Origin of the sequence: Saccharopolyspora spinosa NRRL 18395 (assembly GCF_000194155.1) — a bacterium.
Lineage (GTDB): Bacteria > Actinomycetota > Actinomycetes > Mycobacteriales > Pseudonocardiaceae > Saccharopolyspora > Saccharopolyspora spinosa.
Window position 1 is genome coordinate 38,279 of sequence record NZ_GL877881.1, and the last position, 25,657, is coordinate 63,935.

24 protein-coding genes are annotated in these 25,657 nt (G+C 69.1%); 17 read left to right on the forward strand and 7 right to left on the reverse strand.

The genetic code is table 11. The annotated features are described in order from the left end of the window. The first annotated feature begins 52 nt into the window (after positions 1-52). Both SSPN_RS49545 and SSPN_RS0133490 read left to right on the forward strand, forming a co-directional pair. Positions 53-478 (forward strand): hypothetical protein, encoded by a 426-nt coding sequence (locus SSPN_RS49545; protein WP_010313627.1) that lies wholly within the window; start codon positions 53-55, stop codon positions 476-478. A gap of 178 nt (positions 479-656) precedes the next feature. Next, a complete protein-coding gene (locus SSPN_RS0133490; protein ID WP_143539534.1) occupies positions 657-1,346 on the forward strand; it encodes a protein kinase family protein in 690 nt (229 codons plus the stop codon). 157 nt (positions 1,347-1,503) lie between these two features. Here SSPN_RS0133490 and uvrA read toward each other — a convergent pair whose 3' ends face one another. Next, positions 1,504-4,365 (reverse strand): excinuclease ABC subunit UvrA, encoded by a 2,862-nt coding sequence (uvrA, locus tag SSPN_RS0133495; RefSeq protein ID WP_010313632.1) that lies wholly within the window; start codon positions 4,363-4,365, stop codon positions 1,504-1,506. Positions 4,366-4,673: 308 nt separating this feature from the next. Between uvrA and SSPN_RS0133500 the strand changes: the two genes are divergently transcribed. From SSPN_RS0133500 to SSPN_RS0133515, 4 genes are all read left to right on the forward strand, one after another. Continuing rightward, a complete protein-coding gene (locus SSPN_RS0133500) occupies positions 4,674-5,453 on the forward strand; it encodes a maleylpyruvate isomerase family mycothiol-dependent enzyme (protein WP_010313634.1) in 780 nt (259 codons plus the stop codon). A 288-nt stretch (positions 5,454-5,741) separates the two neighbouring features. After that, a complete protein-coding gene (locus SSPN_RS47030; RefSeq protein WP_049887710.1) occupies positions 5,742-6,236 on the forward strand; it encodes a DUF7144 family membrane protein in 495 nt (164 codons plus the stop codon). A gap of 48 nt (positions 6,237-6,284) precedes the next feature. Beyond that, complete coding sequence (locus SSPN_RS0133510) at positions 6,285-6,962, forward strand: MBL fold metallo-hydrolase (RefSeq protein ID WP_010313637.1); 678 nt, start codon at positions 6,285-6,287, stop codon at positions 6,960-6,962. Further along, positions 6,959-7,345, forward strand: a complete 387-nt coding sequence (locus tag SSPN_RS0133515) for a DUF4440 domain-containing protein (protein WP_237710884.1) — start codon at positions 6,959-6,961, stop codon at positions 7,343-7,345. The genes SSPN_RS0133510 and SSPN_RS0133515 overlap by 4 nt, the downstream gene beginning before the upstream one ends. Before the next feature lie 49 nt (positions 7,346-7,394). On the opposite strand, the gene SSPN_RS0133520 is transcribed toward SSPN_RS0133515, so the two are convergent. Beyond that, a complete protein-coding gene (locus SSPN_RS0133520; RefSeq protein ID WP_010313642.1) occupies positions 7,395-8,477 on the reverse strand; it encodes an AI-2E family transporter in 1,083 nt (360 codons plus the stop codon). Positions 8,478-8,804: 327 nt separating this feature from the next. Between SSPN_RS0133520 and SSPN_RS0133525 the strand changes: the two genes are divergently transcribed. Further along, positions 8,805-9,311, forward strand: a complete 507-nt coding sequence (locus tag SSPN_RS0133525; protein WP_010313644.1) for a DUF1269 domain-containing protein — start codon at positions 8,805-8,807, stop codon at positions 9,309-9,311. Between the two features lie 107 nt (positions 9,312-9,418). After that, positions 9,419-10,342, forward strand: a complete 924-nt coding sequence (locus SSPN_RS0133530; RefSeq protein ID WP_010313646.1) for a PrsW family intramembrane metalloprotease — start codon at positions 9,419-9,421, stop codon at positions 10,340-10,342. A 29-nt stretch (positions 10,343-10,371) separates the two neighbouring features. Here the strand turns inward: SSPN_RS0133530 and SSPN_RS0133535 are convergent, their stop codons facing one another. Beyond that, positions 10,372-12,168, reverse strand: a complete 1,797-nt coding sequence (locus SSPN_RS0133535) for an alkyl/aryl-sulfatase (protein ID WP_010313647.1) — start codon at positions 12,166-12,168, stop codon at positions 10,372-10,374. Positions 12,169-12,379: 211 nt separating this feature from the next. On the opposite strand from SSPN_RS0133535, the gene ligD reads away from it, so the two are divergent. Further along, positions 12,380-13,378: a non-homologous end-joining DNA ligase gene (ligD, locus tag SSPN_RS0133540; protein WP_010313649.1), complete on the forward strand. Its 999-nt coding sequence runs from the start codon at positions 12,380-12,382 to the stop codon at positions 13,376-13,378. Between the two features lie 6 nt (positions 13,379-13,384). Here the strand turns inward: ligD and SSPN_RS61875 are convergent, their stop codons facing one another. Then, positions 13,385-13,633 carry a helix-turn-helix domain-containing protein gene (locus tag SSPN_RS61875; protein WP_029535988.1) on the reverse strand — a complete coding sequence of 83 codons (249 nt, stop codon included), beginning with the start codon at positions 13,631-13,633 and terminating at the stop codon, positions 13,385-13,387. 224 nt (positions 13,634-13,857) lie between these two features. On the opposite strand from SSPN_RS61875, the gene SSPN_RS0133550 reads away from it, so the two are divergent. After that, the gene (locus tag SSPN_RS0133550) at positions 13,858-14,226 is read left to right on the forward strand and encodes a hypothetical protein (protein ID WP_010313651.1); all 369 of its coding nucleotides are present in this window, start codon (positions 13,858-13,860) and stop codon (positions 14,224-14,226) included. Continuing rightward, on the forward strand, positions 14,223-15,041 hold the full coding sequence (locus SSPN_RS47035) for a sensor histidine kinase (RefSeq protein ID WP_148272078.1): 819 nt from the start codon (positions 14,223-14,225) through the stop codon (positions 15,039-15,041). The genes SSPN_RS0133550 and SSPN_RS47035 overlap by 4 nt, the downstream gene beginning before the upstream one ends. 51 nt (positions 15,042-15,092) lie before the next feature. Here SSPN_RS47035 and bla read toward each other — a convergent pair whose 3' ends face one another. Both bla and SSPN_RS0133565 read right to left on the reverse strand, forming a co-directional pair. Further along, on the reverse strand, positions 15,093-16,010 hold the full coding sequence (bla, locus tag SSPN_RS0133560; protein ID WP_010313655.1) for a class A beta-lactamase: 918 nt from the start codon (positions 16,008-16,010) through the stop codon (positions 15,093-15,095). Positions 16,011-16,552: 542 nt separating this feature from the next. Next, a complete protein-coding gene (locus SSPN_RS0133565) occupies positions 16,553-18,181 on the reverse strand; it encodes an Hsp70 family protein (RefSeq protein WP_010313657.1) in 1,629 nt (542 codons plus the stop codon). A 502-nt stretch (positions 18,182-18,683) separates the two neighbouring features. On the opposite strand from SSPN_RS0133565, the gene SSPN_RS47040 reads away from it, so the two are divergent. From SSPN_RS47040 to SSPN_RS0133590, 4 genes are all read left to right on the forward strand, one after another. Further along, positions 18,684-19,058, forward strand: coding sequence for a hypothetical protein (locus tag SSPN_RS47040; protein WP_143539533.1), 375 nt, complete (start codon positions 18,684-18,686; stop codon positions 19,056-19,058). 43 nt (positions 19,059-19,101) lie between these two features. Next, the gene (locus SSPN_RS0133575; protein WP_010313659.1) at positions 19,102-19,545 is read left to right on the forward strand and encodes a hypothetical protein; all 444 of its coding nucleotides are present in this window, start codon (positions 19,102-19,104) and stop codon (positions 19,543-19,545) included. Between the two features lie 363 nt (positions 19,546-19,908). Further along, the gene (locus SSPN_RS0133585) at positions 19,909-21,087 is read left to right on the forward strand and encodes an acyl-CoA dehydrogenase family protein (protein ID WP_010313661.1); all 1,179 of its coding nucleotides are present in this window, start codon (positions 19,909-19,911) and stop codon (positions 21,085-21,087) included. A 60-nt stretch (positions 21,088-21,147) separates the two neighbouring features. Then, positions 21,148-22,245 carry an acyl-CoA dehydrogenase family protein gene (locus SSPN_RS0133590; RefSeq protein WP_010313662.1) on the forward strand — a complete coding sequence of 366 codons (1,098 nt, stop codon included), beginning with the start codon at positions 21,148-21,150 and terminating at the stop codon, positions 22,243-22,245. A 52-nt stretch (positions 22,246-22,297) separates the two neighbouring features. Here SSPN_RS0133590 and SSPN_RS54005 read toward each other — a convergent pair whose 3' ends face one another. After that, on the reverse strand, positions 22,298-22,630 hold the full coding sequence (locus SSPN_RS54005) for a hypothetical protein (protein ID WP_085982161.1): 333 nt from the start codon (positions 22,628-22,630) through the stop codon (positions 22,298-22,300). Positions 22,631-23,180: 550 nt separating this feature from the next. Between SSPN_RS54005 and SSPN_RS0133600 the strand changes: the two genes are divergently transcribed. Together SSPN_RS0133600 and SSPN_RS0133615 are read left to right on the forward strand one after the other, a co-directional pair. Beyond that, the gene (locus SSPN_RS0133600; RefSeq protein ID WP_237710885.1) at positions 23,181-23,567 is read left to right on the forward strand and encodes a MarR family winged helix-turn-helix transcriptional regulator; all 387 of its coding nucleotides are present in this window, start codon (positions 23,181-23,183) and stop codon (positions 23,565-23,567) included. Positions 23,568-24,187: 620 nt separating this feature from the next. Further along, positions 24,188-25,603 carry a DUF2079 domain-containing protein gene (locus tag SSPN_RS0133615; RefSeq protein ID WP_010313667.1) on the forward strand — a complete coding sequence of 472 codons (1,416 nt, stop codon included), beginning with the start codon at positions 24,188-24,190 and terminating at the stop codon, positions 25,601-25,603. Positions 25,604-25,657 lie beyond the last annotated feature (54 nt).

Here is a 25,657-nt window from a genome sequence, read left to right on the forward strand (position 1 = left end):
TCGTCCCCGTCGACGCCGTCCGACCACGTCCGGACAGAAGCTGCCCCGCGAAATGACCCACGAGATCAACATCCGTGCTCGACGCGGCTATCCAACGCGGGCTAGCGTGCCCTTCCCCGGGCTCGCCGACGGCGACCGGCTCGCGCATACCGACCTTCACGGGGAACAGTTCCTTGTGGACGGCGACGATGTGCGCGTGATCGATTGGGGATATCCCGGATGTGGTGCGCCTTGGGTCGACTCGGCGTTCATCGTGCTTCGGCTCGTCGAGTCCGGGCACGCGATCACCGACGCCGAAGCATGGGCGAGTACCCACCTTGACCACATGCCCGACGACGAGTCCCTGACGGCGTTCGCCGCTCCGGTGCCTGACTGGCTGGCCGTTGACGCCCGGACTCAGTGGGGCATGGACGTGACCAGCGACCGTCTCACGACAATGTGCGCGTGCAGCTCGTCCAGTGACGTTCCATATCAGTGATCGATCGCTGCGGGCGACTTGGTGATTATGCCGGGCCGCCCGCTCCCTCACATAAGGGCTACCGTTGGCGAAACGTATTCAGTGGGCCGAATTGCCCGCCACTCTGATCGAGTCGATCAGTGCCCGGACAGGGCCTATCCTCGCGGGCCACGCCGTGACCGCCGGACAGAACTCACCGTTGGCCGCCGTTCTAGCGACCCGCAACGGCAAGGTCTTCGTCAAAGGACTGCCGTCGGATCACAGGATGGTGATCACCCAGGCCCGTGAGGCCGCTGCGGCGCCGCTGGTCAAAGGGCTCTCCCCGGAACTGCTGTGGCAGTTTGACGAGGCTGGCTGGACCGTCCTGGCTTTCGAGTACATCGACGGCCGGGCAGCGTGCTACCAGCCCGGCTCACCGGACATTGATCTGGTCGTCGAACTCATGGCCGCACTGAGTGTCATCGAGGTCCCGGCTGGACCGTGGAAGCCGATCGAGAGGCGGCTACGTACCTACGTTGAGGATCCCGTCGACGCGGCGCACTTCGCCGGATCGTCGTTGACGCACACGGACTGGATGCCGGACAACGTCTTGGTCTCGCACGGTCAGGCGTGGCTGATCGACTGGGCCTGGGCGACCCCGGCACAGTCCTGGACCGACCCGGCGTTCTGGTTGCTAAGACTCGTGGCCCACGGCCACACCATCAAGCAAGCCGAGACAATCGCCGCACGGCTTCCCGCCTATGCCGCTGCTGATCCTGATCATGTCGCCGTGTTCGCCCGCGCAAACACGAACATGTGGACCGAGATTGAGCGGGATCACCCGATTCCCTGGGCAAAGACGATGGCGGCGACCGCCCGCGCATGGTCAGAGAGCCGACACGACCGTTAGCGAGCCCCGATCGTCTCTCTACCAACCGCAGGTCGCACCGGGTGCGACCTGCATTTTCCAGGTCAGCGCCAAGCCACGTAGAAAAGGGCACCTCTTGCCGAGCACGTCGGCTGCACAGCCGAGCACGTCGGCAAGAGGTGCCCTCCACCTCGACGGGTCAGTCCCTGGACAGCACCGGGGCGAGGAAGCGGCCCGTGTGGCTCTCGTCGACCTCGGCGAGCTCCTCCGGGGTGCCCTCGGCGACCAGGGTGCCGCCGCCCGAGCCGCCCTCCGGGCCCATGTCCAGCACCCAGTCCGACGTCTTGATGACGTCCAGGTTGTGCTCGATCACGATCACCGTGTTGCCCTTGTCCACCAAGCCGTTGATCACGCCGAGCAGTTTGCGGATGTCCTCGAAGTGCAACCCGGTGGTCGGCTCGTCAAGGATGTAGACCGTCTTGCCGGTGGACCGCTTCTGCAGCTCGCTCGCCAGCTTCACGCGCTGCGCCTCACCGCCGGAGAGCGTCGGCGCGGGCTGCCCGAGCCGCACGTAGCCCAGACCGACGTCCACAAGTGTCTTCAGGTGCCGGTGGATCGCGTTGATCGGCTCGAAGAAGTGCGCGGCCTCCTCGATCGGCATGTCGAGGACCTCGGCGATCGTCTTGCCCTTGTAGTGCACCTCCAGGGTCTCCCGGTTGTACCGGGCGCCCTTGCAAACCTCGCACGGCACGTACACGTCCGGCAGGAAGTTCATCTCGATCTTCAGCGTGCCGTCGCCCGCGCACGACTCGCACCGGCCGCCCTTGACGTTGAACGAGAACCGGCCCGGCTGGTAGCCGCGCACCTTCGCCTCGGTGGTCGCCGCGAACAGCTTGCGGATGTGGTCGAACACGCCGGTGTAGGTGGCCGGGTTCGACCGCGGGGTGCGGCCGATCGGCGACTGGTCGACCTGCACCAGCTTGTCGACGTGCTCCAGGCCCTTGATCCGGGTGTGCCGGCCGGGCACCTGCCGGGCACCGTTGAGCTTGTTCGCCAGCACCGACGCGAGGATGTCGTTGACCAGCGTTGACTTGCCCGATCCGGACACGCCGGTGACCGCCACCAGGCAACCCAGCGGGAACGACACGTCGATCTTGCGGAGGTTGTGCTCGCGCGCCCCGACCACCGTCAGCTGCCGCTTGCGGTCGCGCGACCGCCGCACCGCGGGCAGCGGGATCTGCTTGCGCCCGGCCAGGTAGTCACCGGTCAGCGACTTCTTGTTGTCCAGCAGCGCCTTGTAGGGTCCGCTGTGGACGACCTGGCCGCCGTGCTCGCCCGCACCGGGGCCGATGTCGACCACCCAGTCCGCGCTGCGCACGGTGTCCTCGTCGTGCTCGACGACGATCAGCGTGTTGCCCAGGTCCCGCAGCCGGCTGAGCGTCTCCAGCAGCCGGTGGTTGTCCCGCTGGTGCAACCCGATCGACGGCTCGTCCAGCACGTACAGCACGCCGACCAGGCCCGAACCGATCTGGGTGGCCAGCCGGATGCGCTGCGCCTCACCGCCGGAGAGCGTCCCGGCCGCGCGGTCCAGCGACAGGTAGTCCAGGCCGACGTCGAGCAGGAAACCCAGCCGCGCCTGCACCTCCTTGAGCACCCGCCCGGCGATCATCTGCTCGCGCGGGCCGAGCACCAGCCCGTTCAGGAACGCGGCGCACTCGCTCACGCTCAGCGCGCTGACCTCGGCGATGGACAGCTCACCGAACTCGTCGTTCTCCATCGTCACGGCCAGGATCTCCGGCTTGAGCCGGGTGCCGTCGCACGCGGGGCACGGCACGTCCCGCATGTAGCCCTCGTACTTCTCGCGGGCGTAGTCGGACTCGGTCTGCTCCAGCCGCCGCTCCAGGAACGGGATGACGCCCTCGTAGTTGGCGTAGTAGGAGCGGGTCCGCCCGTAGCGGTTCTTGTATCGGACGTGCACCTGGTCGTTGGTGCCGTGCAGCACCGCCTTCTTGACCTTGGTGGACAGCTGCCGCCACGGCGTGTCCATCCGGAAGCCGATGGCCTCCGACAACGAGGTCAGCAGGCGGGTGAAGTACTCCGCGGTGTGCCCGCCCGCCCACGGCGCGATCGCGCCGTCGGCCAGCGACAAGTACTCGTCCGGCACGACCAGTTCGGGGTCGACCTCCTTGCGGATGCCCAGCCCCACGCACTCCGGGCAGGCGCCGTAGGGCGAGTTGAACGAGAACGACCTCGGTTCCAGCTCGTCCACGCCCAGCGGGTGGCTGTTGGGGCAGGCCAGGTTCTCGGAGAACTTCCGCTCCCGGTTCGGGTCGTCCTCGTCGAGGTCGATGAACTCGATCAGCACCAGGCCATCGGCCAGCCGCAGCGCGGTCTCCACCGAGTCGGTCAGCCGCTGCTTCGCACTGGCCTTCACCGTGAGGCGGTCGATGACCACCGCGATGTCGTGCTTCTCCTGCTTCTTCAGCTTCGGCGGCGCGTCCAGCGAGTGCACCACGCCGTCGATGCGGGCACGCGCGTAGCCCTGCGACTGCAGCTGCGCGAACAGGTCGGCGTACTCGCCCTTGCGCCCGCGTACGACCGGGGCCAGCACCTGGAACTTGACCCGGTCGGGCATCTCCAGCACCTGGTCGACGATCTGCTGCGGGGTCTGCTTGCTGATCGGTTCGCCGCATGTCGGGCAGTGCGCCTTACCCGCCCGCGCGTACAGCAGCCGCAGGTAGTCGTACACCTCGGTGATGGTGCCCACCGTCGACCGCGGGTTGCGGTTGGTGGACTTCTGGTCGATCGACACCGCCGGGGACAGGCCCTCGATGAAGTCCACATCGGGCTTGTCCATCTGACCAAGGAACTGCCGGGCGTAGGCGGACAGCGACTCGACGTAGCGGCGCTGCCCCTCCGCGAAGATGGTGTCGAAGGCCAGGCTTGACTTCCCGGAGCCCGACAGCCCGGTGAACACGATCAGGCTGTCACGGGGCAGGTCGAGGTCGATCCCGCGCAGGTTGTGCTCACGGGCGCCGCGAACGACAAGGCGGTCAGCCACTGTGATCCCTTCGAAAAGTTCTGGTGTTGACGTGGACGCGCGCCGACTGCAAGCAGTGCATCGGCAGGTACGCGACGCCGCCCGCCCATCGTATTCGGGGCCCCTGACAGACCCGGATCGCGTGCCGCGCGCAGTCCGCGCAACATCCACCCACCCACTCGGACGAGTGACATGCGGGTAGGTCGACCACGGCTCTCCCGACGATACGCAAATTCCCCCGGAATGGGCACTGTCGCCGCTGTGGCCTGCGCAATTAAGCTCGACACTTCACCGGTCGCGAAACACCCCCTGCATGCAGAGGTTCACTCATGGCTGACATCGCCCTCGGGACCGGTGGCCGCAGCAGTACCCAACCGGCGGCCGCCGCGCATCTCGCCCACCAGATCACCACCCAGCTGGCAGCCGTCGAGCGGGCCAGCAGTCGGCTGCTGGACACCGTCGCTGAGCTGGACGAGCTGTCCGTGCGCCAGCCCAGTCTGCTGCCCGGCTGGAGCAGGGCGCACGTCATCACGCACCTGGCGCGCAACGCCGACGGCTTCCACAACCTGCTGATCTGGGCGCGGACCGGGATCGAGCACCCGATGTACGCCAGCGGCGACGACCGGGACGAGGCCATCTCCGAAGGTGCGCTGCGCAGCCAACGACTGCTGTTGGAGGACCTGGCGGCGTCCTGCGAGCGCTTCGGCCACGCCGCCGACTCGCTGCCAGCCGCCGCGTGGACGGCGGAGATCGCCGACGCGGTCGGTGCCCCGATGCCCGCGCACCACATGCTGCGCCTGCGCCTGCTGGAGGTCTGGGCGCACCTGGTCGACCTCGATCACGACGTGGATTTCGCCGACATCCCACAGCCGGACGCCGAGCAACTGCTGGAGGACGTGGTGCAGCAGTTCGGCGGTCGGCCTGACGTGCCAGCGCTGTCGGTGGAGGTCGACTTCGGCGACCACCAGCGGAGCTGGGACCTGCGCGGGACCACCTCGCCGCCGAGCCTGGTGCGCGGTGAGCCGGGTCCGATGCTCGGCTGGCTGCTGGGCCGCACCGGCCCGGACCGGCTGGACGGCGACTTCCCGAACCTCCCGCGCTGGCTCTGAGGACAGCCGTTTCCGCAGTTCACCGAACGCGAGCGCTCCTTGGCGCACACGCACGGCACCTGACCAGGCGAAACGCCGATCCGCAGCCGTGCTGGTCACGTTCGGGGAAGGGCGTGATCACGCGGAGCCCCCGCACGCCGCGACCTGCCGTCGCGTCCACGGTGGACGCTCGCGCTGCTCGGTTCCGCAGAGCTGCCGATCTGAGCACCCGGTCGAGCTGCGCGAATGCCCCGAAAGCGCGACTCTGGCGGTGGACACGTCATCGAGCAACTTGAGGGGGGCGGCACGATGTCCAGTCCGCAGACCGGGCCCGAGTCCCAGGCGAAGGCCGAGGGGACGACAACGCCCGAACAGACGACAGCACCCGAACAGCAGAAGCAGTGGGCGATGGCGCCTGCACAGCCAGCTGCCGCGATGTCCGGGTGGATGGCGTTCGCCGGCTCGCTGATCGCGATGGTCGGCGTCTTCAACATCATCGGGGGGATCACCGCGCTGTTCCGTCCCACCTACTACCTCGTCGGAACGGCTCAGCTGCTGGTCTTCGACTTCAACGCGTGGGGCTGGTTCTGGCTGGGGCTGGGCATCTTGCAGGTGGCGGCCGGCGTCGGCTGCCTGTACGGGCAGATGTGGGCGCGGATGACCGGCATCGGTCTGGCCGCGCTGAGCGCGATCGCGCACCTGGCGTTCCTCGCCGCGTTCCCGCTCTGGTCGCTGCTGGTGATCGCGCTGTCGGTGCTGGTGATCTACGGCCTGATGGTGCCGCCCAGGGGGGCGACCGCCTGACCGGCGATCATCCGTCGGGGCCGCGAGCCGGGGCGTTAGGCTCGGCCCGTGGAGCCTCAAGGAGAGTACACCGGACACGTCGAACCGGGCGGCGCCCCGGCGCGGCGCGAGCTCGACGCGCTGACCATCACCAAGGTCTCGGTCGGCCCGATGGACAACAACGCGTACCTGCTGGTGTGCCGACGCACCGGCGACGCGCTGCTGATAGACGCCGCCAACGACTCGGAGCGGCTGGCCGACCTGCTCGGCCATGACGCGCAGCGCCCGCGCCTGCGCACCATCGTGACCACCCACCAGCACGCCGACCACTGGCAGGCCCTCGGCGCGGTCGCCGGCCAGACGGGGTGCTTCACGCTGGCGCACCCGGCCGACGCCGAGGCGCTGCCGGTGCCGCCGGACCGCCTGATCGAGCACGGCGACACCATCGACGTCGGCGAATCCCAGCTGTCGGTGATCCACCTGCGCGGCCACACGCCGGGTTCGATCGCCCTGCTGTACCGCGACCCGAACGGGCACCCGCACCTGTTCACCGGCGACTCGCTGTTCCCCGGCGGCGTGGGCAAGACGGGCTCCCCGGAGAACTTCCGGTCGCTGATCGACGACGTGGAGAACCGGATCTTCGCCGAGCTGCCGGACGACACCTGGTTCTACCCCGGACACGGCGACGACTCGACGCTGGGCGCGGAACGCCTAAAGCTCGCCGAGTGGCGGGAGCGCGGCTGGTGAAAACTGACGTCACGACCGAAGTCGAGCGGGTACACCGGCTGCTCGCGAAGTGGATGGGCTCGGACGGCGAACCCGCGGTGCTCGAAACGCTGCGGGCCGCGCACGCCGACGACTTCACCATGATCACCACCGACGGTCGGCAGATGACCGTCGACGACCTCTTCGGTGCTCTCTCCGGCGCGCGGAACGCGGCACCGGGCCTGGGCATCGAGGTCGACGAGGTCACCGTAGCCGAGGACGCGGCCGATCTCGTGGTGGTGCACTTCCGCGAAACCCACCAGCACGAGGGCAGGACCACCCAGCGCAGGACCACGGCGGTCCTGCACCGCACACCGCAGGGCATCCGCTGGCGCCACCTCCACGAGACGGCGGTAGCGGGCTGAAGCCGCCTCCCGTGAGCCTTTCGGGGTTGCCGTGGCAGCCCCGAAAGGCTCACGTGGATCTTGCCGGGTGTTCGGCCCGGTACTGGCGGATGAGGACCTTCAGGGCAGCCGCGATGGGCAGCGCCGTCAGCGCGCCGAGAACCCCGGCCAGCGCGGCACCGAGCAGGATCGCGAGGAACGCGCCGAGGGGGCTGAGCTCCACCGTCTTGGCGAAGATGCGCGGCGCGATCAGGTAGTTCTCCACCATCTGGTACAGGCAGAAGAAGATCAGCGTCGCCACCGCCAGCCAGAGGCTTTGGCTCAGGGCGACGAAAATCCCCACCAGCGACGCCAGCGTCGCCCCGACCTGCGGTACCGCGTCGAGCACCGCGACGACCAGCGCCAGCAGCACCGGGTAGGGCACGCCGGCGATGAGGAAGAACAGGTACGAGGCGATCCCGGCGCACAGGCAAACCCCGGCTTGCCCGGTGACGTAGCCGCCGACGCGGCCCATCGCGGCGCGCAGCGCCTCGGCCCGGCCCGGGTGGCCGACCGCGCCGCGCTGCATGGCGCCGGCGATCCGGGGCATCGCCAGCGAGAAGTAGACCATCAGCGCCCCCGCGGTGCAGGCGGCGAAGATTCCGCCCAGGAAGACTCCGATCGCGGCGAATCCTGCCGCCAGGCTGCTCGTCACCACGTTCGAGATGGCGCTGACGGTGTTCTTCACCTGCTCCTGAACGCTCGGGTCGTCGAGGTGCTTTCGCAGCTCGGCGCCGCCGCCGAACTTCGCGCCGATGCTGGAGAGGTATTCCGGGATGTGCGCGGCGAGCTGCCCGAGCTGTCCCACGGCGGGCACCACCGCGAGCAGCACCAGCGCGCCGACCACCAGCGCGATCCCCACGACCAGCACCAGCAGCGCCAACCCGCGCCGCCAACCGTGCCGGTGCAGCCACGCGACGACCGGTTCCACACCGAGCGCCAGGAAGAAACCCAGGAAGATCAGGACCAGCATCTCGCGGACGTTGAAGGCCAGCACCGCGAAGACCCCGACCAGCAGGTACACGCAGGCGATCTTCGCGTGGTCGAGGAGCGTGAGCCCCGGTCGACCGCTCGCGGAGCTAGCCGGGACCTCGCCGTCGTCGGCACCGTTCATGCCAGCCACCTCCCCGGCCGAGGTTCGGCGGACGCGTCGAACGCCTTTCGCAGTACAGCCGCTACCCGGCTGCCACGCACGGTGCGGAAACACGAACGAGTGAAGGCTGCTGACGTTCGTGGTCTTAGCCGCCTGCGGTCCGCCTGCACCGAACGCTGAGGCCGCCGGGCATGGGCATTCGGCTTGCCGTCGAACAGACCGGAAGGCCCGCGACCCCTCACTCTTTCGGGTTTGGTTTGGGGTGCGTGGGGGGCGAGTGGGCGGTTCTACTGGGCGAGCTGGGTACGCCCAGCTTCGCGTGGAATCGCTGAGGTCCGAGGAGAACCGATGGCCACTTTGACCGCCTGGAAGTTCGACAGTCCGGAAGGCGCCGAGGCAGCGGTGCAGAAGCTGCAGGCCCTGCAGAAGGAGCAGTTGATCACCATCCACGACGCGGCCACCGTGACGTGGCCGGAGTCGGCGAAGAAGCCGAAGACGCGGCAGCTGCACGACCTGACCGGGGCCGGCGCACTCGGCGGCATGTTCTGGGGCCTGCTGTTCGGGCTGATCTTCTTCGTGCCGATCCTCGGCGCCGCCATCGGGGCCGCGACCGGGGCGCTGGCCGGCTCGTTGACGGATGCGGGCATCGATGACGACTTCATCGACGAAACGCGGAGCAAGGTGGTGCCCGGCACCTCGGCGCTGTTCCTGCTCAGCGACAACGCGGTGCTGGACAGGATCAAGGAGCGCTTCCCGGGCGACCACGCCGAACTCATCCACACGAACCTGTCGAACGAGCAGGAAGCGGCGCTGCGCCACGCGTTCGAGGACACCGAGGCCAAACCGGCCGGCTGAGGCGCGCGACCGACAGCCACCCCGGAGCCCGCTGCCGATCGGGCTCCGGGGATTTTCACCTCGATGTCCGTCCACATGAGACTTCCGCGACCTCCGGAGGGTCTGGAATGACCGGCCAGCGCGTCCGCTCCAAGCACCGAAACCGCCCTTGGTTGCGCATCTTCGGCATCGGTTTGCTGCTGTGGGTGCTGACCGTCGTCGTGACCGGCCTGACCGGGAACACGAACCTGGTGCCGACCGTCGTGCTCCTGGGCAGCTTCCTGGTGCCCGTCACCTTCGTTGTCTGGCTAACCCAACGCCCGTCACCCGACTTCTCGGCGGGCCGCGTCGTCGAGGCGTTCATCGTCGGCGGCGTGCTCGGCGTGCTGGCCGCGTCGCTGCTGGAGACCTACCTGCTGTCGCCGTCGGTGTGGATGTACCTCGGCGTCGGGCTCATCGAGGAACTCGTCAAGGCACTGGCGCTGCTGTACGTCGCGCGCGGCATGGCCCGGCGGACCCTCCGGGACGGGCTGGTGCTCGGCGCCACCGTCGGATTCGGCTTCGCCGCCTTCGAAAGCGCCGGCTACGCCTTCAACGCGCTGATCACCATCCACGGTCTTTCCCTGTGGCAGGTGGTGGAGACCGAGATCCTGCGGGGCGTCCTCGCCCCGGTCGGGCACGGGCTCTGGACGGCCATCCTCGGCGGGGCCCTGTTCGCGGCCACCCGCAACGGCCGATGGCGCATCACCGGCGGCGTGGTGCTGGCCTACCTCGGTGTCGTCGTCCTGCACTCGCTGTGGGATTCCATGCACGGCATCGCCCTGCTGCTCGTGATGGCGCTGACCGAAACGCCCGGCCAGCACCTGCTGCTCCAGCTCGGCTACGTGCCCAAGCCGACCGTTCTGCAGACGCACCTGTTCACCCTTATCAACTGGGTCGGGCTGATCGTCGTGTCCGCGCTCGGGCTGGCTTGGCTGGGCTCACTGCGCCACCGGGCCGAGGGCGTTACGCCGTACCCGCCTGCGACGACCCAGCCCCATCCCGGGCAGTAGTAGTCCTCGACCGAGTAGTCCTCGACCGGTCAGGGCGTCACGATCGGGAAGTTCGGGTCGGGCTCGTCCACGAGGCCGAGCAGGCGGCCGAGGGTGGCGCGGTCGCCCCGGTAGTCGATGCCGTCCGGCTGCTGACCGGCGATCAGCCCGAGCAGCTGGGCCTTCGTCAGGGTGAGGGCGAGGTCGGCCGGTTCGTCGTCCCGGACGGGCTCCTGGCTCAGCGCGCCGTTGGACAGCGTGGTGCGCACGTGCTCGTCGACGTCCGTGACGTGCCAGTCGATGACCAGCCTGGTGTCCGCGGCGCGCGGCCCGTCGACGCGGATCGCCACCGAATCCAGGATCTGCTCGACCGTCAACGCCGCGGCCATCCCGCCGGAGATGCTGACCTGCGTCGGGACGATTCCACTCCGGAGCTCGTGCGCCCCGGTGAGGTAGTAGTTGCGCCACGTCGCGTTCTCCGAGCCGAACCCGAGGCGCTGGTAGGTGTCCGCGAGCAGCTCCTTGGCGGCGGCGTGGCCTGGCTCGGCGAACACGGCGTGCTTGAGAAGCTGCGCGGCGAACCGCAGGTCCCCCGCCGACGCGTACTCGCGGGCCTTCTCCACGACGCGGTCCACGCCGCCGATGCACTCGACGTAGCGCTTCGCCGACTCCGTCGGCGGGTGCTCCCAGAGCGAGGCCGGATTGCCGTCGAACCAGCCCATGTAGCGCTGGTACACCGCCTTGACGTTGTGGCTGACCGAGCCGTAGTAGCCGCGCGCGTGCCAGGCGTTGTCCAACGCCGGGGGCAGTTCGATCCGCTCGGCGATCTCCAAGCCCGTGTAGCCCAGGTTGGTCAGGCGCAGCGTCTGGTCGTGCAGGTAGGCGTAGAGGTCGCGCTGCTCAGTCAGGAACTTCCGGACCCGATCTCCGCCCCAGGTGGGCCAGTGGTGAGACGCGAATGCCACGTCGGTGTGCTCGCCGTACCGCGCGATGGTCTCCGTGAGGTAGCGCGACCACATCCGGGCGTCGCGGACTTCGGCACCGCGCAACGTGAGGACGTTGTGCATGTTGTGAGTCGCGTTCTCCGCCAGGCACAGCGCGCGGTGTTCCGGGAAGTAGAAGTTCATCTCCGCCGGCGCCTCGGTGCCCGGCGTGAGCTGGAACTGGATGCGCACCCCGTCGAGCGTCTCCTCCTGCCCGGTGCGGGTGATGTCCGTTGTGGGCGGGATCAGCGAGACTCGGCCCGTCGACACGTTCTGCCCCAGCCCCGTGCCGACCTGCCCGTCCGGCCCGTTCGGCAGCAACATCCCGTACTGGTAGGTGCCTCGTCGCGCCATCGCGATGCCGGCGTAGACGTTCTCCGACACGGCGTGCGCCATGAATCCCGCCGGGGCCAGGACCGGCACCTCGCCGGACACCACGCCTTCGACACCGCCGAAGTGGTCGACGTGGGAGTGCGTGTAGATCACCGCGGTGACCGGGCGTTCGCCGCGGTGCTGCCGGTACAGGGCCAGCGCCGCCGCGGCCGTCTCGACCGACACCAGCGGGTCGATCACGATCACCCCGCGCTCGCCTTCGACCAGGGTCATGTTCGACAGGTCGAGCCCGCGGACCTGGTAGATCCCCGGAACGACCTCGTAGAGCCCCTGCTTGGCGCACAGCTGGGACTGCCGCCAAAGGCTGGGATCGACCGTGGCCGGGCAGTCACCGGCCAGGAAGTCGTACGCGTCGTTGTTCCACACGACGCGCCCACGGTCGTCCTGCACCGCGCCGGGTTTCAGCGCGGCGATGAATCCGCGGTCGGCGTCGTCGAAATCGGCGCGATCGGAGAAGAGCAGTTCACTCACGGGACACTCCTGGAACACCTCGCGCGGGCCCCGAATGCCTTCGCCGACTCGCGCCCCGGACCATCGGGTTCCAGTACAACCGCTGCACGGTATGACCGCATCGCGAACAGCGCGAGCAGCTGTGGGCCGGGGAAGAGCGTCCGAACATGCCTGCGACGGGGTCGTCGGCGACCTACGCTTGCGGCGTGACCGAACGGGCGGAGGGTCGGCGATGAGCGAAGGCGTCACGTTGGACGTCGGGGGCACCGAGGTTTCGGTGTCGCACCCCGACAAGGTCTTCTTCAGCCAGCGCGGCGAGACGAAGCTCGACCTAGTCCGCTACTACCAAGCCGTCGCCGGTCCGCTGCTGGGCACCTTGCAGGGGCGGCCGCTGCTGCTGGAGCGGTATCCGGACGGTGCCGGCGGCAAATCGTTCTTCCAGAAGCGGGTGCCGAAGTCCGCCCCGCCGTGGTTGCAGACCACCGTCGTCGCCACCCCGAACGGCACCGCCAGCGACGCGCTCGTCGCCGCCGACCTGGCGCACATCATCTGGGCCGTGAACCTCGGGTGCCTGGGGTTCCACGTCTGGCCGTACCACGCCGACACTCCGGAGATCGCCGACGAGCTGCGCATCGACCTCGACCCCTCCCCCGGCGTCCGGTACCCGCAGGTGGTGGAGGCCGCCGCGGCCACTCGGGAACTGCTCGCCGAGCAGGGCATCGAGGCGCACGTGAAGACGTCCGGATCCCGGGGCCTGCACATCTACGTTTCGCTGCAACCGCGTTGGAACAGCTACGAGGTGCGGGCCGCGGCGGTGGCGCTGGCCCGCGAGCTGGAGCGCCGCCACCCCGACCTCATCACCGCGCAGTGGTGGAAGGAGGAGCGGGGCTCCCGGGTGTTCGTCGACTTCAACCAGAACGCCCCGCACAAGACGGTTTTCGGCGCGTGGTGCGTCCGGCCCCGGGTGGGGGCGCAGGTGTCGACCCCGATCGGCTGGGACGAACTCGCCTCGACCGAGCCCAACGAGCTCACCATCGCGACGGTGCCGGGCCGGGTCGCGGAGCGCGGCGACCCGTGGGCCGACCGGCAGCCGCAGTCGATCGAGCCGCTGCTGGAGCAGTCGCAGCGGGACATGGCCAGCGGACTGCAGGACGCGCCGTGGCCGCCGGTGTACCCGAAGCAGCCCAACGAGCCGCCCCGCGTCGCCCCGAGCCGCGCCAAGAAGTCCTGACCGGCGTCACGTCACCAGCTTCGCGAGCTCGACCCGGGAGCGGACGCCCAGCTTGGCGAAGACGTTGCGCAGGTGGTATTCGACCGTGCGGTGGCTGCTGTAGAACTGTTCGGCGATCTCCCGGTTCCCACCTACGGGTTCAGCGCCGCCGGTCCGATGTGCGCGACGAACATGCCCAGGAGGGCACGGGCCAGATCGACACCGTGCAAGCGTTTCTGCCGGGTGGGGCACGGCTGCGTCGCGTGCGCCGGACATCTCGAAAGCACCGGGCGGGCGCTGCTGTTGGATTTTCGTGCGCGTGGACCATGCGACAAAGCTATGGCGCGCTCCACTGCGCGGGCGTCGCCCGCGAGTTCGATCCTGTGATCAGTCCCGGATCGCAAGAACTCCGCAGTCGGCGGGGCGGTGTCATACCCAGGTAGTACGACCGCAGGCTAATTCGGTCCGCGCGCGTTTCCCATAGTCTTCCAGGTGTGGCAATGCGAAACCTGATCGCGAACCTGCCGGGCAGGTTCGACCCGGAGGAGCCGCAGTACTTCCTCGGCACCCGACCGGCCCGGCTGGCGCGCGTGCCGAGGTGGATGATCCTGGCCGCCATCAGCGGAATCGTCTTCCTGATCTCGGCGTATGACATCCTGCAGAACCAGCCCGGCTGGAACGTCGACGTGATCCTGCCGATGGCGGTGGCGCTCGCGGGTTCGCTTGCCCTGCTGGCGATGCGGCGGTTCCCGGCCACCGTCACCGTGGTCACGGTGGCCGCGCACCTCGCGAATACGTATTTCTGGGGCACCCCGTTCGCTCTGTACGCACTAGGGCCTGTTTCAGAAGTTGATCTGGAGTCGTGTTGAGTCCCGGCCTGCTGCTCAACGGCTTCGCGTTCGTAACCCGCGGTTCCTTATTCTCCCTCGCTATCTACGTGCTCTTCACCCTGTTCCCCGTGGTCGTAGGGCTTTACATGGCCGGTCGCCGGGCGCGACTGGCCCACTGGGTCGAGCGCGCCGAACGAGCCGAGCGGGAGCAGGCCCTAATCGCCGACCGGACCCGCGCCGAGGAGCGCGCCCGCATCGCGCGCGAGATGCACGACTCCATTGCGCACCAAGTGAGTCTGGTCGTGGTGCACGCTGGCGCGCTGGAGCTGCTCGCGAACAAGGATCCCGAGAAGGCGGCCCAAGCCGCCGCGACCATCCAGGACGTCGGTCGCGGGGCGCTGAACGAACTGCGGCAGATGATCGGCGTGCTCCGCTCAGACCCCACCGACCAGGCACCGGAGCCGCCCCAGCCGACCTTGCAGGACGTCGAGGCGCTGGTTTCCGCCTCCCGCGATGCGGGGCTGGCCGCCGAACTGCGGATCGAGGGAAAACGCCGGCAGCTGCCCGACCACATCGAACGCGCCGCGTACCGGGTCATCCAGGAGGCGCTGACCAACGTGCACAAGCACGCGGGCGGCTCCCGGGCCGCGGTCGCGCTCACCTACCAACCCGAACGCCTGGCCGTCTCGGTCCACAACAGCCGTCCCGCCGCGGACTTCCGGCGCGCCCTGCCCAGCGGCGGGCAGGGCTTGATCGGTCTCGGCGAACGCGTGCAGCTGGCCGGCGGGGACCTCGATTCGGGACCGCTGCCCGACGGCGGTTTCCGCGTGACCGCAACGCTTCCCGCCGTCTGAGGCCGGAAGAATCCACAGTGGCCGCGGCCGGGTAGCAGCGATGCTTCGCGGTCAGCCCAGCGCTTCGGCGACGATACGTGCGGTTTCGGCGTGCAAACCGTTGTTCACCTCGTCGTCCTTCCTCGGCCGGGTGGTCAGGACCGCGATGACGATCGGGTGGCCCTTGTCCGTCCAGGTCACCGCTACATCGTTGGCCGAGGCGTAGTCGCCGGTGCCGGTCTTGTCGCCGGTGCGCCAGGTTGGTGGCAAACCCGCGCGGATCCGCTTGCCGCCGGTGGTGTTGGTGAAGAGCCACCCAGTCAGCCGGTCGCGCTCGGGCCCGCCGAGGGCATCGCCCACCACCAGCGCGCGGTGGCCTGCGGCGATTCCGCCCGGGGTGGTGGTGTCGCGCTCATCGCCGGGGATCGCCGTGTTGAGGTCTGGTTCCCAGCGGTCCAGGCGGGTGCTGCCGTCGCCGATCGAGCGCGCGAACGGGGCGATCGCCGCCGGGCCGCCGAGCTCCGCGAGCAGTAGGTTGGCCGCCGTGTTGTCGCTGCGGTTGATCGCCGCGGCGCACAGCTCGTGAACCAGCATGCCGGTGCCCGCACTGGGCTTGGTGATCGGCGAGCCAGCCACCAGATCTGCCTCGGTGTAGTGGATCAACTTGTCGAAGTAGCCGCTGTCCAGCCCGTGCTCGCGCAGCAGGGCGGCGGCCGCGTAGGTCTTGAACGTCGAGCACATCGCGAACCGCTCGTCGGCGCGGTGGTCCAGGACGTGTCCGGTGTGGACGTTGACCGCGAACAGCCCCAGCCGGGCGTCGTAGCGGCGCTCCAGGTCGGCGAACACCGGGGCGTACTTGCCGTTCGGGGCGGGCCCCGCGCCGCTGGGTGCTGCCGCCACACCGCTCGAACCGCACGCGACCACCACCGGGGCGGCCAGGAACGCGCCCAGGGTCGCTCGACGACCGACGCGGTTTTCGTTGTGCCGCAAGGAAGTCTTCCTTTCGGGTTGGCCTGCCGGACGAGCTGGCCTGCCGCCCAAAGAAGCAGCCCCGGGACGATAGCGCCAATCCGCGCCAGCCTCTCGCACGATAGCGGATCGATATGGATCCAGGTTCCGCGCGCCGCACCACGCGCCGAATCCGCGAAAAAACTCGATCACAACCGGCCGGAACGCAGGTCCGAGTGCCGAGTCAGCTCGGGCCGCGAGCGTGCACACCGCCACGGCGACCGGCGTTTCGCTGTCGAACTCCACCACGGTCGTTGCGCACGTCCCAGGTCCGCGAGGGTCGCGGCGAGGGCTTCGAGCCCCACCTCGCCGAGGGATCAGGTCCGCGGCGGCGCTGTCGGAGACGCTGATCATCGAAGCCGCCGGCCCGCGCCAGGACACCGTGACGGGGTCCTACAAGACGGTGCGAGCACCAGCCTCCGTTGGGCGGGCCGAACGGTCCGTTCGCTTCACAGCTCCTTCCGAGGCCGCCTCTACCGCACCCGAGAAGCTATCGCCTCGATCATCCACTGTAGATGGACAGGTCAGTCCTTCTTCTTCTCGTCCTCGTCGATGATCTCGGCGTCAACCACGTCCTCGTCCGCCTGCTTCGCCTGGCCGTCGCCGCTGGTGTCGGCCGTGGCCTGCTGCTGATGGCCGTAGATGGCCTGGCCGATGGCCTGTGAGCTCGCGGCGAGGTGGTCGACGGCCGAGCGGATCTTGTCGACGTCGTCGCCTTTGAGGGCCTCGTTGACGTCCTTGATCGCGTCCTGCACCTGCGTCCGGGTGTCGGCCGGGATCTTGTCGGCGTTGTCGGTGAGCACCTTCTCCGTCTGGTAGACCAAGGTCTCGGCCTGGTTGCGGGTCTCGGCCTCCTCGCGGCGCTTGCGGTCCTCGTCGGCGTGCGCCTCGGCGTCCTTGACCATCCGGTCGATGTCGTCCTTCGGCAGCGCCGAACCGCCGCTGATCTTGATGGACTGCTGCCGGCCAGTACCGAGGTCCTTGGCGTTGACGTGCACGATGCCGTTGGCGTCGATGTCGAAGGTGACCTCGATCTGCGGCAAGCCGCGCGGCGCCGGCGGGAGACCGGTGAGCACCTCACCGCGCAGCACACCGGCCTGCAGCGCGGCACCCACGGCGACGACCTCGTCGGGATTGACGCCCTTGTTCGGCTCCTTGCCGTCGGTGAGCTCGCGGACCAGGTCCGTCACGGCCGGCATCCGCGTCGCACCGCCGACCAGCACCACGTGGTTGATGTCGCCGACCTTGACCCCGGCGTCCCGGATCGCGTTGTTGAACGGCTTGCGGCAGCGCTCCAACAGGTCGGAGGTGATCCGTTCGAACTCGGCTCGGGACAGCGTCTCGTCCAGGAACAGCGGGTTCTTGTCCGCGTCGACGGTGATGTACGGGAGGTTGATGCTGGTCTGCGAGGAGCTGGACAGCTCTATCTTGGCCTTCTCGGCGGCTTCCTTGATCCGCTGCATGGCCATCCGGTCCTTGGTCAGGTCGATGCCAGCCGAGGCCCGGAACTTGTCCACCAACCACTCGACGACCCGCTCGTCCCAGTCGTCACCACCGAGGTGGGTGTCCCCCGAGGTGGCCTTGACCTCGACCAGCCCTTCGCCAACCTCCAGCAGCGAGACGTCGAAGGTGCCGCCACCGAGGTCGAACACCAGGATGGTCTGCTCCTTCTCGCCCTTCTCCAGGCCGTAGGCCAGCGCCGCAGCGGTGGGTTCGTTGATGATCCGCAGCACGTTGAGGCCGGCGATCTGCCCGGCCTCCTTGGTCGTCTGCCGCTGCGAGTCGTCGAAGTACGCGGGCACCGTCACCACCGCGTCGGTCACGTCCTCCCCCAGGTAGGACTCGGCGTCCCGCTTGAGCTTCATCAGCACGCGGGCGCTGATCTCCTGCGGTGTGTAGGTCTTGTCGTCGATCTGGACCTTCCAGCCGGTGCCCATGTGCCGCTTGACCGACCGGATGGTGCGGTCCACGTTGGTGACCGCTTGGTTCTTGGCCGGCTGCCCCACCAGCAGCTCACCGTTCTTCGCGAAGGCCACCACCGACGGCGTGGTCCGGGAACCCTCGGAATTGGCGATCACCGTGGGCTCGCCGCCTTCCAGCACGGCCACCACCGAGTTCGTCGTCCCAAGGTCGATTCCAACCGCGCGCCCCATCACGCACTCCTCTCCGACCCGCCGCCGGGCGAGTCCTGTGAGGCCGACACCTTCAGTATGGGAAGCCCCCACGAACGCGTCCACCTGGGCAAAGTGCGCCCGGTACGTGAGGGATATACCCGCGTTGCGCGGTGCGGCGAGGCCGCCGTCCCCACCGGGTCAGCGGGGGCGGCAGGCCGTGGCCCGGAGCGCCGCCCGGCGAGCAGTGGAAGCAGGTCGACGCGCGCCTGGTGGGGCGGCTGGGCCGGTGGGGTCGCGGTATCGGATGCCGTCGTGGAGGCATCGCTGCCCGACTCCCCCGATGCGGTCTCGGTGCCTGCCGGGCTGCTGGTCGGGCTTCCGACACCGACCATGCCGCAACGCAGGCCGTGCCGGTGGCCCCGCAGCATCCCCGCATCTCGCTGGCAGTGACGCCGACCCCGCGCAGGTCGCGGCTCTGCTCGGCAGCTTCCCGCCGAGCTGCGAGCTGGTGCCGATCGGGCCCGCGACGGCGGACGGCCGAGTGGCTACGGAAGGTGCCGTCACCGCCGGGCACGACGTGCTCACCACCACCGGGCCGCCTGCCGCACCGTCCGAAACGGGCACCAACGTCGTGGTGACCGACGAGGAGGGTCACCCTGCGTGGCGGGCGTTCGCTGCGGTGCTCCGGCACGCGCCGACCGGTCAGACGCACGTGGTGCGGGCCGGTCCGCCGCCCGAACGTTGGACCCATTGCGGACCGTTGCAGTACCGGTGGCGCGCCGACAACGTTGTCACCCGGGTCGTGCCCGCCAGGTTGGTGCCGATCACGGCATCGCAGATGGCGCAGCACGAGATCGTCGACCGGCTCCCCGAGCTTCCCCGTTTCGAGGAGACCTGCCGAATCACGGCACAGTAGAGCGCGGGCCGTGGGGCAACCTTATTGCCGAGGGTGGCGTGGGATGGGCATGCCGCATTCCGTGCCTGATCCCGGAGGAAGTGCCAACAAGGACCTGCCGATCCGGGCACGTAGCGCTCCGCAGGCCCAGCGTGCGTTGCGGCAGCAGCGGCGCGACTACTCCGACCACGGGCGCAGATGGCGACTCGCGAGAAGAGTCGGTGAGCTTTTCGGCGAGTTCCTCGCCGAGGCGCTCTTGGCGTCGGTGGCGCTGGCCTTGTTCGCCGGCGTGCTGGCAGCAGCTGCCTGGGGCTGGCAGCACAGTCCTGCCGCAACGGTCGTCCTGGTGGCGGGAATCGTTCTCTTCCTGGCCTTCGGCGTGCACCAACTCGCTACCCGGCGGGCCGGGCAGCGGAAACGAGGACGTCTTGCCGCGGCGGCGGTCGGCACCGTCGTCTTCGTTCTCGTCTGGGCGATGTATCTCGTGATCTACCTGCCCTCGCCCTGATCGGGAGGTGCCCGGTCGCCCGGTGCCGATCACATCTCGCTCAGGGGGCGAGGGATTCCAGGTTAGGGACCAGGTCCGCCGGAACCGGCATCGCCGCCATTTCCTCGCGGACTTCCCTTGCCACAGCCTGCACGTCGGAGGACACCGGTTTCAGGGACGTTCCGGTGCTGTGGGCCACCGGCGGATTCCGGGGATTCCTGGCCGTATGTCACATCGGCGTAGAACTTGTTTTCCCGCCGGGCCCGCCAGCCGACCCGCCGGGAATCCAGCTGGAACTTCGTGATGGTCGACCATTCCGAACCATCCGGTCTATGGTTAGTGAAACGTGTTCCACACGCTCCCCCGCCGATGCAGGAGGGATGCATGCGCATCGCCTACACGCCCCAGCAGGAGCAGCTGCGCAAGGAGCTGCGCCGCTACTTCGGCAAGCTCATGACGCCGGAGCTCCGCGAGGAACTGACCGCGCACGGCGACTACGGCGACGGAGTGGCCTACCAGCGGTTGGTCCGGCAGATGGGCGCGGACGGCTGGCTGGCGCTGGGCTGGCCGTCGGAGTACGGCGGGCAGAACCGGAGCATGCTGGACCAGCTGATCTTCACCGACGAAGCGGCGATCGCAGGCGCCCCGGTACCGTTCCTGACGCTCAACAGCATCGCGCCGACCATCATGCGCTTCGGCACCCCAGAGCAGAAGTCGTTCTACCTGCCTAAGATCGCCTCCGGCGAGATCCACTTCTCGATCGGCTACTCCGAGCCGGAGGCGGGCACCGACCTCGCCTCGCTGCGCACCACCGCCGACCGCGACGGCGACGGATACGTGATCAACGGCCAGAAGATGTGGACCAGCCTCATCTCGTACGCGGACTACGTGTGGTTGGCCTGCCGCACCGACCGGGACGCGAAGAAGCACCGCGGCCTGAGCATCCTGATCGTGCCCACCGCCGCGCCCGGCTTCTCCTGGACCCCGGTGCACACGGTCGCCGGGCCATCCACCAGCGCCACCTACTACCAGGACCTGCGCGTGCCGACGTCGGCACTGGTGGGTGCCGAGAACGAGGGCTGGCCGCTGATCACCAACCAGCTCAACCACGAGCGCGTCGCGCTCACCTCGTCGGCTCCGCTGCGGCTGGCATTGGACGAGGTCCTGGAGTGGGCGCGCGAAACGCGGCTCGCCGATGGGCGGCGGGTGCTGGAGCAGGAGTGGGTGCGGCGCCACCTGGCCCGCGTGCACGCCGGGGTGGAGTTCCTCAAGCTGGTCAACTGGAAGATCGCCGCCACCGTCGAGGAGCAGCCTGCGCCGGCCAGCGCGTCCGCGACCAAGGTGTACGGCACGGAGTTCGCCATCGAGGCCTACCGGCTGCTGATGGAGGTGCTCGGGAGCGCCGCCTACGTGCGGAGCGGCTCGCGGGGCGCTGCGCTGCGCGGCCGGATCGAACGCATGCACCGCTCCTCGCTGATCCTGACCTTCGGCGGCGGAGCCAACGAGGTGCAACGGGACATCGTCGCCGCGGTCGGCCTCGGCCTCCCCCCGGCCAAGCGCTGACCCCCGCTGCAACTCCCGAGAGCGCTCAGGGGTCGGCGACAGGACTTCAACGGAGGATTCATGGACTTCTCATGCACCGAGGCCCAGGGCGATCTGGCCGGGCTGACCAGGGAGATCCTCGACGATCACGTGACCGCCCAGCGGCTGCGCGAAGTCGAAGAAGAGCCGGACCGCTTCGACCGTGCACTGTGGAAACAGCTCGCGCGCGCCGGGGTGCTGTCGGCCGCGCTGCCGAGCACCGCCGGAGGCGGCGGTTTCGGACTGCTGGAGCAGTGCTCCGTGCTGATCGAGCTGGGGCGCGCGGTCGCCCCCGTGCCCTACCTCGCCTCGATCACCACGGCCGCGGCGGCGCTGGCGCAGTTCGGCACCCCGGGCCAGCAGCAGCGCTGGGCCGTCCCGGCGGCGAAGGGCGAACTGGTGCTCACCGCCGCGCTGGCCGAGGAGAACAACCCCGACCCGGACCGCCCCGCGTGCCGCGCCGAACGCGTGGCCGACGGCTGGGTGCTCACCGGCACCAAGACCACTGTCCCGGCCGGCACCGTCGCCGACCTCGTGCTGGTTCCGGCGTCCACATCGGACGGATCGAGGGTGTTCCTCGTCGAGCCCGAGCAGTTGTCGATCGAGCGGCAACGCATCGTCGACGCCGACAGCGAAGCGTGGCTGACGCTGGACGGCGTGCGGGTCGGCGACGACCGGGCGCTCGGCGACGATTCGGCGGTGCTAGACTGGCTGCTCACGCGAGCGACCGTCGGCGCGTGCGCCCACCAGGTGGGCGTCGTCGAGCGGGCGTTGGAGCTGACCAGCGAATACGCCCGCGAGCGTGTCCAGTTCGGGCGGCCGATCGGCAGCTTCCAGGCCGTCGCGCAGCGGCTGGCGGACGCGTTCATCGACGTCGAGGCCGCGCGGCTGACGCTGTGGCAGGCGGCGTGGCGAGCCGATGAGGGGCTGCCGTGCGCGGCCGAGGTCGCCACCGCGAAGTTCTGGGCCGCCGAATCCGGGCACCGCGTGGCGCACACCGCCGTCCACGTCCACGGCGGCGTCGGCATCGATCTCGACCACCGGCTGCACCGCTACTTCGTCGCGGCGAAGCGGAACGAATTCTCCCTCGGCGGTGCGGCTGCGCAGTTGGGGCGGCTCGGCGACGTGCTGGCGGGCTGACCGATGACGCTACGGTGACCGAGCTCCTGCTGGCCCGTGCCGACGACGACAGCTAAGGGCTGCGGTTCGAGGACCGCTCCTGGTCGTGGGCCGCGCAGGTGCGCGATTGCGGCGTGTACGCCTCGCTGCTGAAGTCTCTGTGCCGCCCGGACTCCTTCCACATCGGCGTCCCGCTCGGCAACGTGCCGGAGTTCGCGTTCCTGCTCGGCGGCGCGGCGCTGCCGCCGACGCGGAGCGGATCCGCGACGGCATGTACTGGAGCGGCGACCTCGCATACCTTGCCGCGAACGGCTTCTGCCACTTCGCGGGCCGCTCGGCGGACCGGCTGCGGGTGGACGGCGAGAACTTCGGCACCGCGCCGATCGAACGAATCCTGTTGACCCACAACGAAATCACTGAAGCCACCGGGTACGGCACCCCGACCCGAAGGTCGGCGACCAGGTGGTGGCCACGCTGGTCGCGACGCCGGCGTTCGACGCCCGCGACCCCCGGCGACTTCCTCGCCGCACAATCGGATCTGGGTCCGAAGCACTGGCCCCGCTACGTCCGCCTGACCGCGGAACTGCCCCGAACGGCGACAAACAAGATCGTCAAACGCCAGCTGGCCACGGAAGGCTGCGAAACGCCGGACCCGATCCGGCACCGCCCGGGCACCCACTACTCACCGGTGTCCAATCAGGCCAGGTACCCGCCGTCGACGTCCACGACGGCACCGGCAATGAAGGATGCCCCGGCCCGGCCAGGAACGCGATTCCCGCCACGACCTCCTCCAGCTTGCCGAAACGACCCATCGCGTTGGCCGCGCGCTGAACCTCCGCGAACGGGCCGTCCGAATTCGGATGATGTGAACTAGAACTACCACGGTTTCGAATCATCGCCGCTAGACTCGGGACATGGTGAGGAATCCGTCGGCGAGCAGCCAGATCGACCGGGACGTGCGCAAGCTGGTACACCAGTTCGTGCAGGCCCTCGACGTCCACGTGCGCCGCGTCGCCGGAAAACTGGGCCTGACCGCATCGCAGGTCGTCGCGCTCCGCGAGCTGTCCGAGCCGATCACCGCCCGCGAGTTGGCCACCAGGATGTCCTGCGAGGCCTCCAATGCGACGTTCGTGCTGGACAAGCTCGAACAGCAGGGCCTCATCGAGCGCAAGCCGCACCCGACGGACCGGCGCGCCAAGCAGATCGTGCTGACCCCGAGCGGCCGGCGCAGCCGGACCACCGTGCTCAAGCACCTGAACGTCCGGTCGCCGCTGATCCCGCTCACCAAAGCCCAGCAGGAAACCCTGCGCGATCTGCTGCAAGTCCTCGTCACGCGACGCTAGGCGGCCGTCGCGCAGATTTCCTGTCCAATGTGGAGTTAACGTCGCGCGACACACCCGCGAAGTGACAGTGATCACATCCAACCGGGAAATTCGAGTGCGATGTCAACCGGACCGTCGTAGCCGGAGTACACGGTTCATGACGGACACCGCACGGGGGTAACGCGAACCTTGATGGTCGAGGAGTTCTACGCGCTGTCGGCCCGGCAGCCGATCGGACAGCTGTACCTGGTCACCGGTGACGCCCAAGAAGCCTAAGACGTGGCGCACGAAGCATTCGCGCGGGTGTGTAAGCACCCGGAAGCGCCGCTCCACGACGGCGCACCGGAGGCGTGGATGCGCGTCACCGCCACGCGGGTGGCCGTCAGCAGGTGGCGGCCCGGATGGGCGGCATGTCGAGTGCGGAGGATCACGACGGTGCCTGACCCCCGCCTCGTCCCCGACCACCAAGCGCGCCCCTCGGTGGCGGTACACAGCCGCGATCCGCAGCCCCTGATCCCGGCCGGTCCGTCCTCGTCGCGGCTCACCACGCCTTCCGCGTCCCTCCTGCCCTCGAACTCCTCCCCCTCGTCCACCTCGCAACCGCCCGCCTCCTCCAACACGCTGACCCCGACGGAGTTCCGATGAGTACGACCACCTTCGTTCCCACCACTGCCGCGAACTCCGACCGCCGCGCGGTGTCGAACCAGGCGGTCCTGTTCCTGCTGTGGGCGGCGTTCTTCGCCTGCTACGCGTGGATCTCGCTGGAGCGCTACGCCGGGTACGCGTCCATGTCGTTCGACCTGGGGATCTTCGAGCAGGTCGTGCGGTCCTACGCGGAGGGCCGGACGCCGGTGGCGGACCTGCTGGGCCCCGGGTTCGTCATCTTCGGCGACCACTTCAGCCCCGCGCTGGCACTGCTCGCGCCGCTCTACTTCCTGTTTCCCTCCGCGCAGACGCTGCTCGTCGCGCAGGCGGCCCTGTTCGCGCTCTCGATCGTTGCGGTGACCAGAGCCGCAACGCGGTTGCTCGGCGACACCAGGGGGTGGTCCGTGGGCGTGGCCTACGGCTTGTCCTGGGGAGTGCAACGGGCCGTTGACTTCGACTTCCACGAGATCTGCTTCGCGGTCCCGCTCGTCGCGTTCGCGCTCGAAGCGGCGCTGTCGCAGCGGTGGTGGCGCGCCCTCCTCCTGACCGCACCGCTGGTGCTGGTCAAGGACGACCTCGCGCTCACCGCCGCCGCCATCGCACTCGTGCTCGCCTGGCTAGCCAGGCAGCATGACAAGCGGTTCGCCCGGGTCGCCGTGGTGAGCGCAGTGCTGTTCGTCGTCGCCTGGTTCTGCATCACCCTGCTGGTCATCCCGTCGTTCAACCCGACGGGCGCATACCGGTACTGGGACAAGATCTCCGGCGACGTGGGGTTTCCCGCCTCGCTGCTGGAAGGCTGGGACGAGAAGTCCGGCACCGCGCTGTGGCTCCTGATCCCGACGACGGGGCTGCTCGCGCTCCGGTCGCCGGTGCTGCTGGCCATCCTCCCGACGCTCGGCTGGCGGTTCGCCTCCCTCGAGGAGCACTACTGGAGCACGGACTGGCACTACAACGCGGTGCTGATGCCGATCCTCACCCTCGCGATGGTCGACGCGATCGCCCGGCTGCGCGCGACCCACCCGTCCTGGTTGCGGGGCTACGCGTCGCACCTGCCGGGGCTCGTCCTGGCGGCGGCGGTCGCACTGGCCGTCACGCTGCCGATCGGCAAGCAGATCCAGAGCGGCAGCGACCGCTTCCAGCAGGACCCCGAGGCCGCGTCGAGGGTGCTCGCGATGATCCCGGACGGCGCGACGGTCGTCGCCAACAATTCGACGATCGCGCACCTCACCGGGCGCTGCCGGGTCTTCTGGCCCGGCAACACCGACGGGATCGTCCCGGACTACGTCGCCATCCACGAGCCGGACAAGACGGCCGCGGAAGTGCGCGAGGAAGCAGACGGGTGGAACCCGGGAACCACGTACCAAGTCCTGCTGGAGGACTCGGGATTCTGGGCCCTGGGCCGCACCACCTGATGCCGGAAGGACTCAGGGGCGTCGGGCAAGCGACGTGAGCGACTGCAAGGGTGT

What these genes read in the sequence shown, in the direction of transcription:
- SSPN_RS0133575 (WP_010313659.1), top strand. Translation starts at nt 19,102, where the DNA reads ATGGGCATGCCGCATTCCGTGCCTGATCCCGGAGGAAGTGCCAACAAG.
- SSPN_RS0133530 (WP_010313646.1), top strand. Translation starts at nt 9,419, where the DNA reads ATGACCGGCCAGCGCGTCCGCTCCAAGCACCGAAACCGCCCTTGGTTG.
- SSPN_RS0133565 (WP_010313657.1), bottom strand. Translation starts at nt 18,181, where the DNA reads ATGGGGCGCGCGGTTGGAATCGACCTTGGGACGACGAACTCGGTGGTG.
- SSPN_RS0133520 (WP_010313642.1), bottom strand. Translation starts at nt 8,477, where the DNA reads ATGAACGGTGCCGACGACGGCGAGGTCCCGGCTAGCTCCGCGAGCGGT.
- SSPN_RS61875 (WP_029535988.1), bottom strand. Translation starts at nt 13,633, where the DNA reads ATGTCCGGCGCACGCGACGCAGCCGTGCCCCACCCGGCAGAAACGCTT.
- SSPN_RS49545 (WP_010313627.1), top strand. Translation starts at nt 53, where the DNA reads ATGACCCACGAGATCAACATCCGTGCTCGACGCGGCTATCCAACGCGG.
- SSPN_RS0133550 (WP_010313651.1), top strand. Translation starts at nt 13,858, where the DNA reads ATGCGAAACCTGATCGCGAACCTGCCGGGCAGGTTCGACCCGGAGGAG.
- SSPN_RS0133590 (WP_010313662.1), top strand. Translation starts at nt 21,148, where the DNA reads ATGGACTTCTCATGCACCGAGGCCCAGGGCGATCTGGCCGGGCTGACC.
- SSPN_RS0133585 (WP_010313661.1), top strand. Translation starts at nt 19,909, where the DNA reads ATGCGCATCGCCTACACGCCCCAGCAGGAGCAGCTGCGCAAGGAGCTG.
- SSPN_RS47030 (WP_049887710.1), top strand. Translation starts at nt 5,742, where the DNA reads ATGTCCAGTCCGCAGACCGGGCCCGAGTCCCAGGCGAAGGCCGAGGGG.
- SSPN_RS0133500 (WP_010313634.1), top strand. Translation starts at nt 4,674, where the DNA reads ATGGCTGACATCGCCCTCGGGACCGGTGGCCGCAGCAGTACCCAACCG.
- SSPN_RS0133525 (WP_010313644.1), top strand. Translation starts at nt 8,805, where the DNA reads ATGGCCACTTTGACCGCCTGGAAGTTCGACAGTCCGGAAGGCGCCGAG.
- ligD (WP_010313649.1), top strand. Translation starts at nt 12,380, where the DNA reads ATGAGCGAAGGCGTCACGTTGGACGTCGGGGGCACCGAGGTTTCGGTG.
- SSPN_RS0133615 (WP_010313667.1), top strand. Translation starts at nt 24,188, where the DNA reads ATGAGTACGACCACCTTCGTTCCCACCACTGCCGCGAACTCCGACCGC.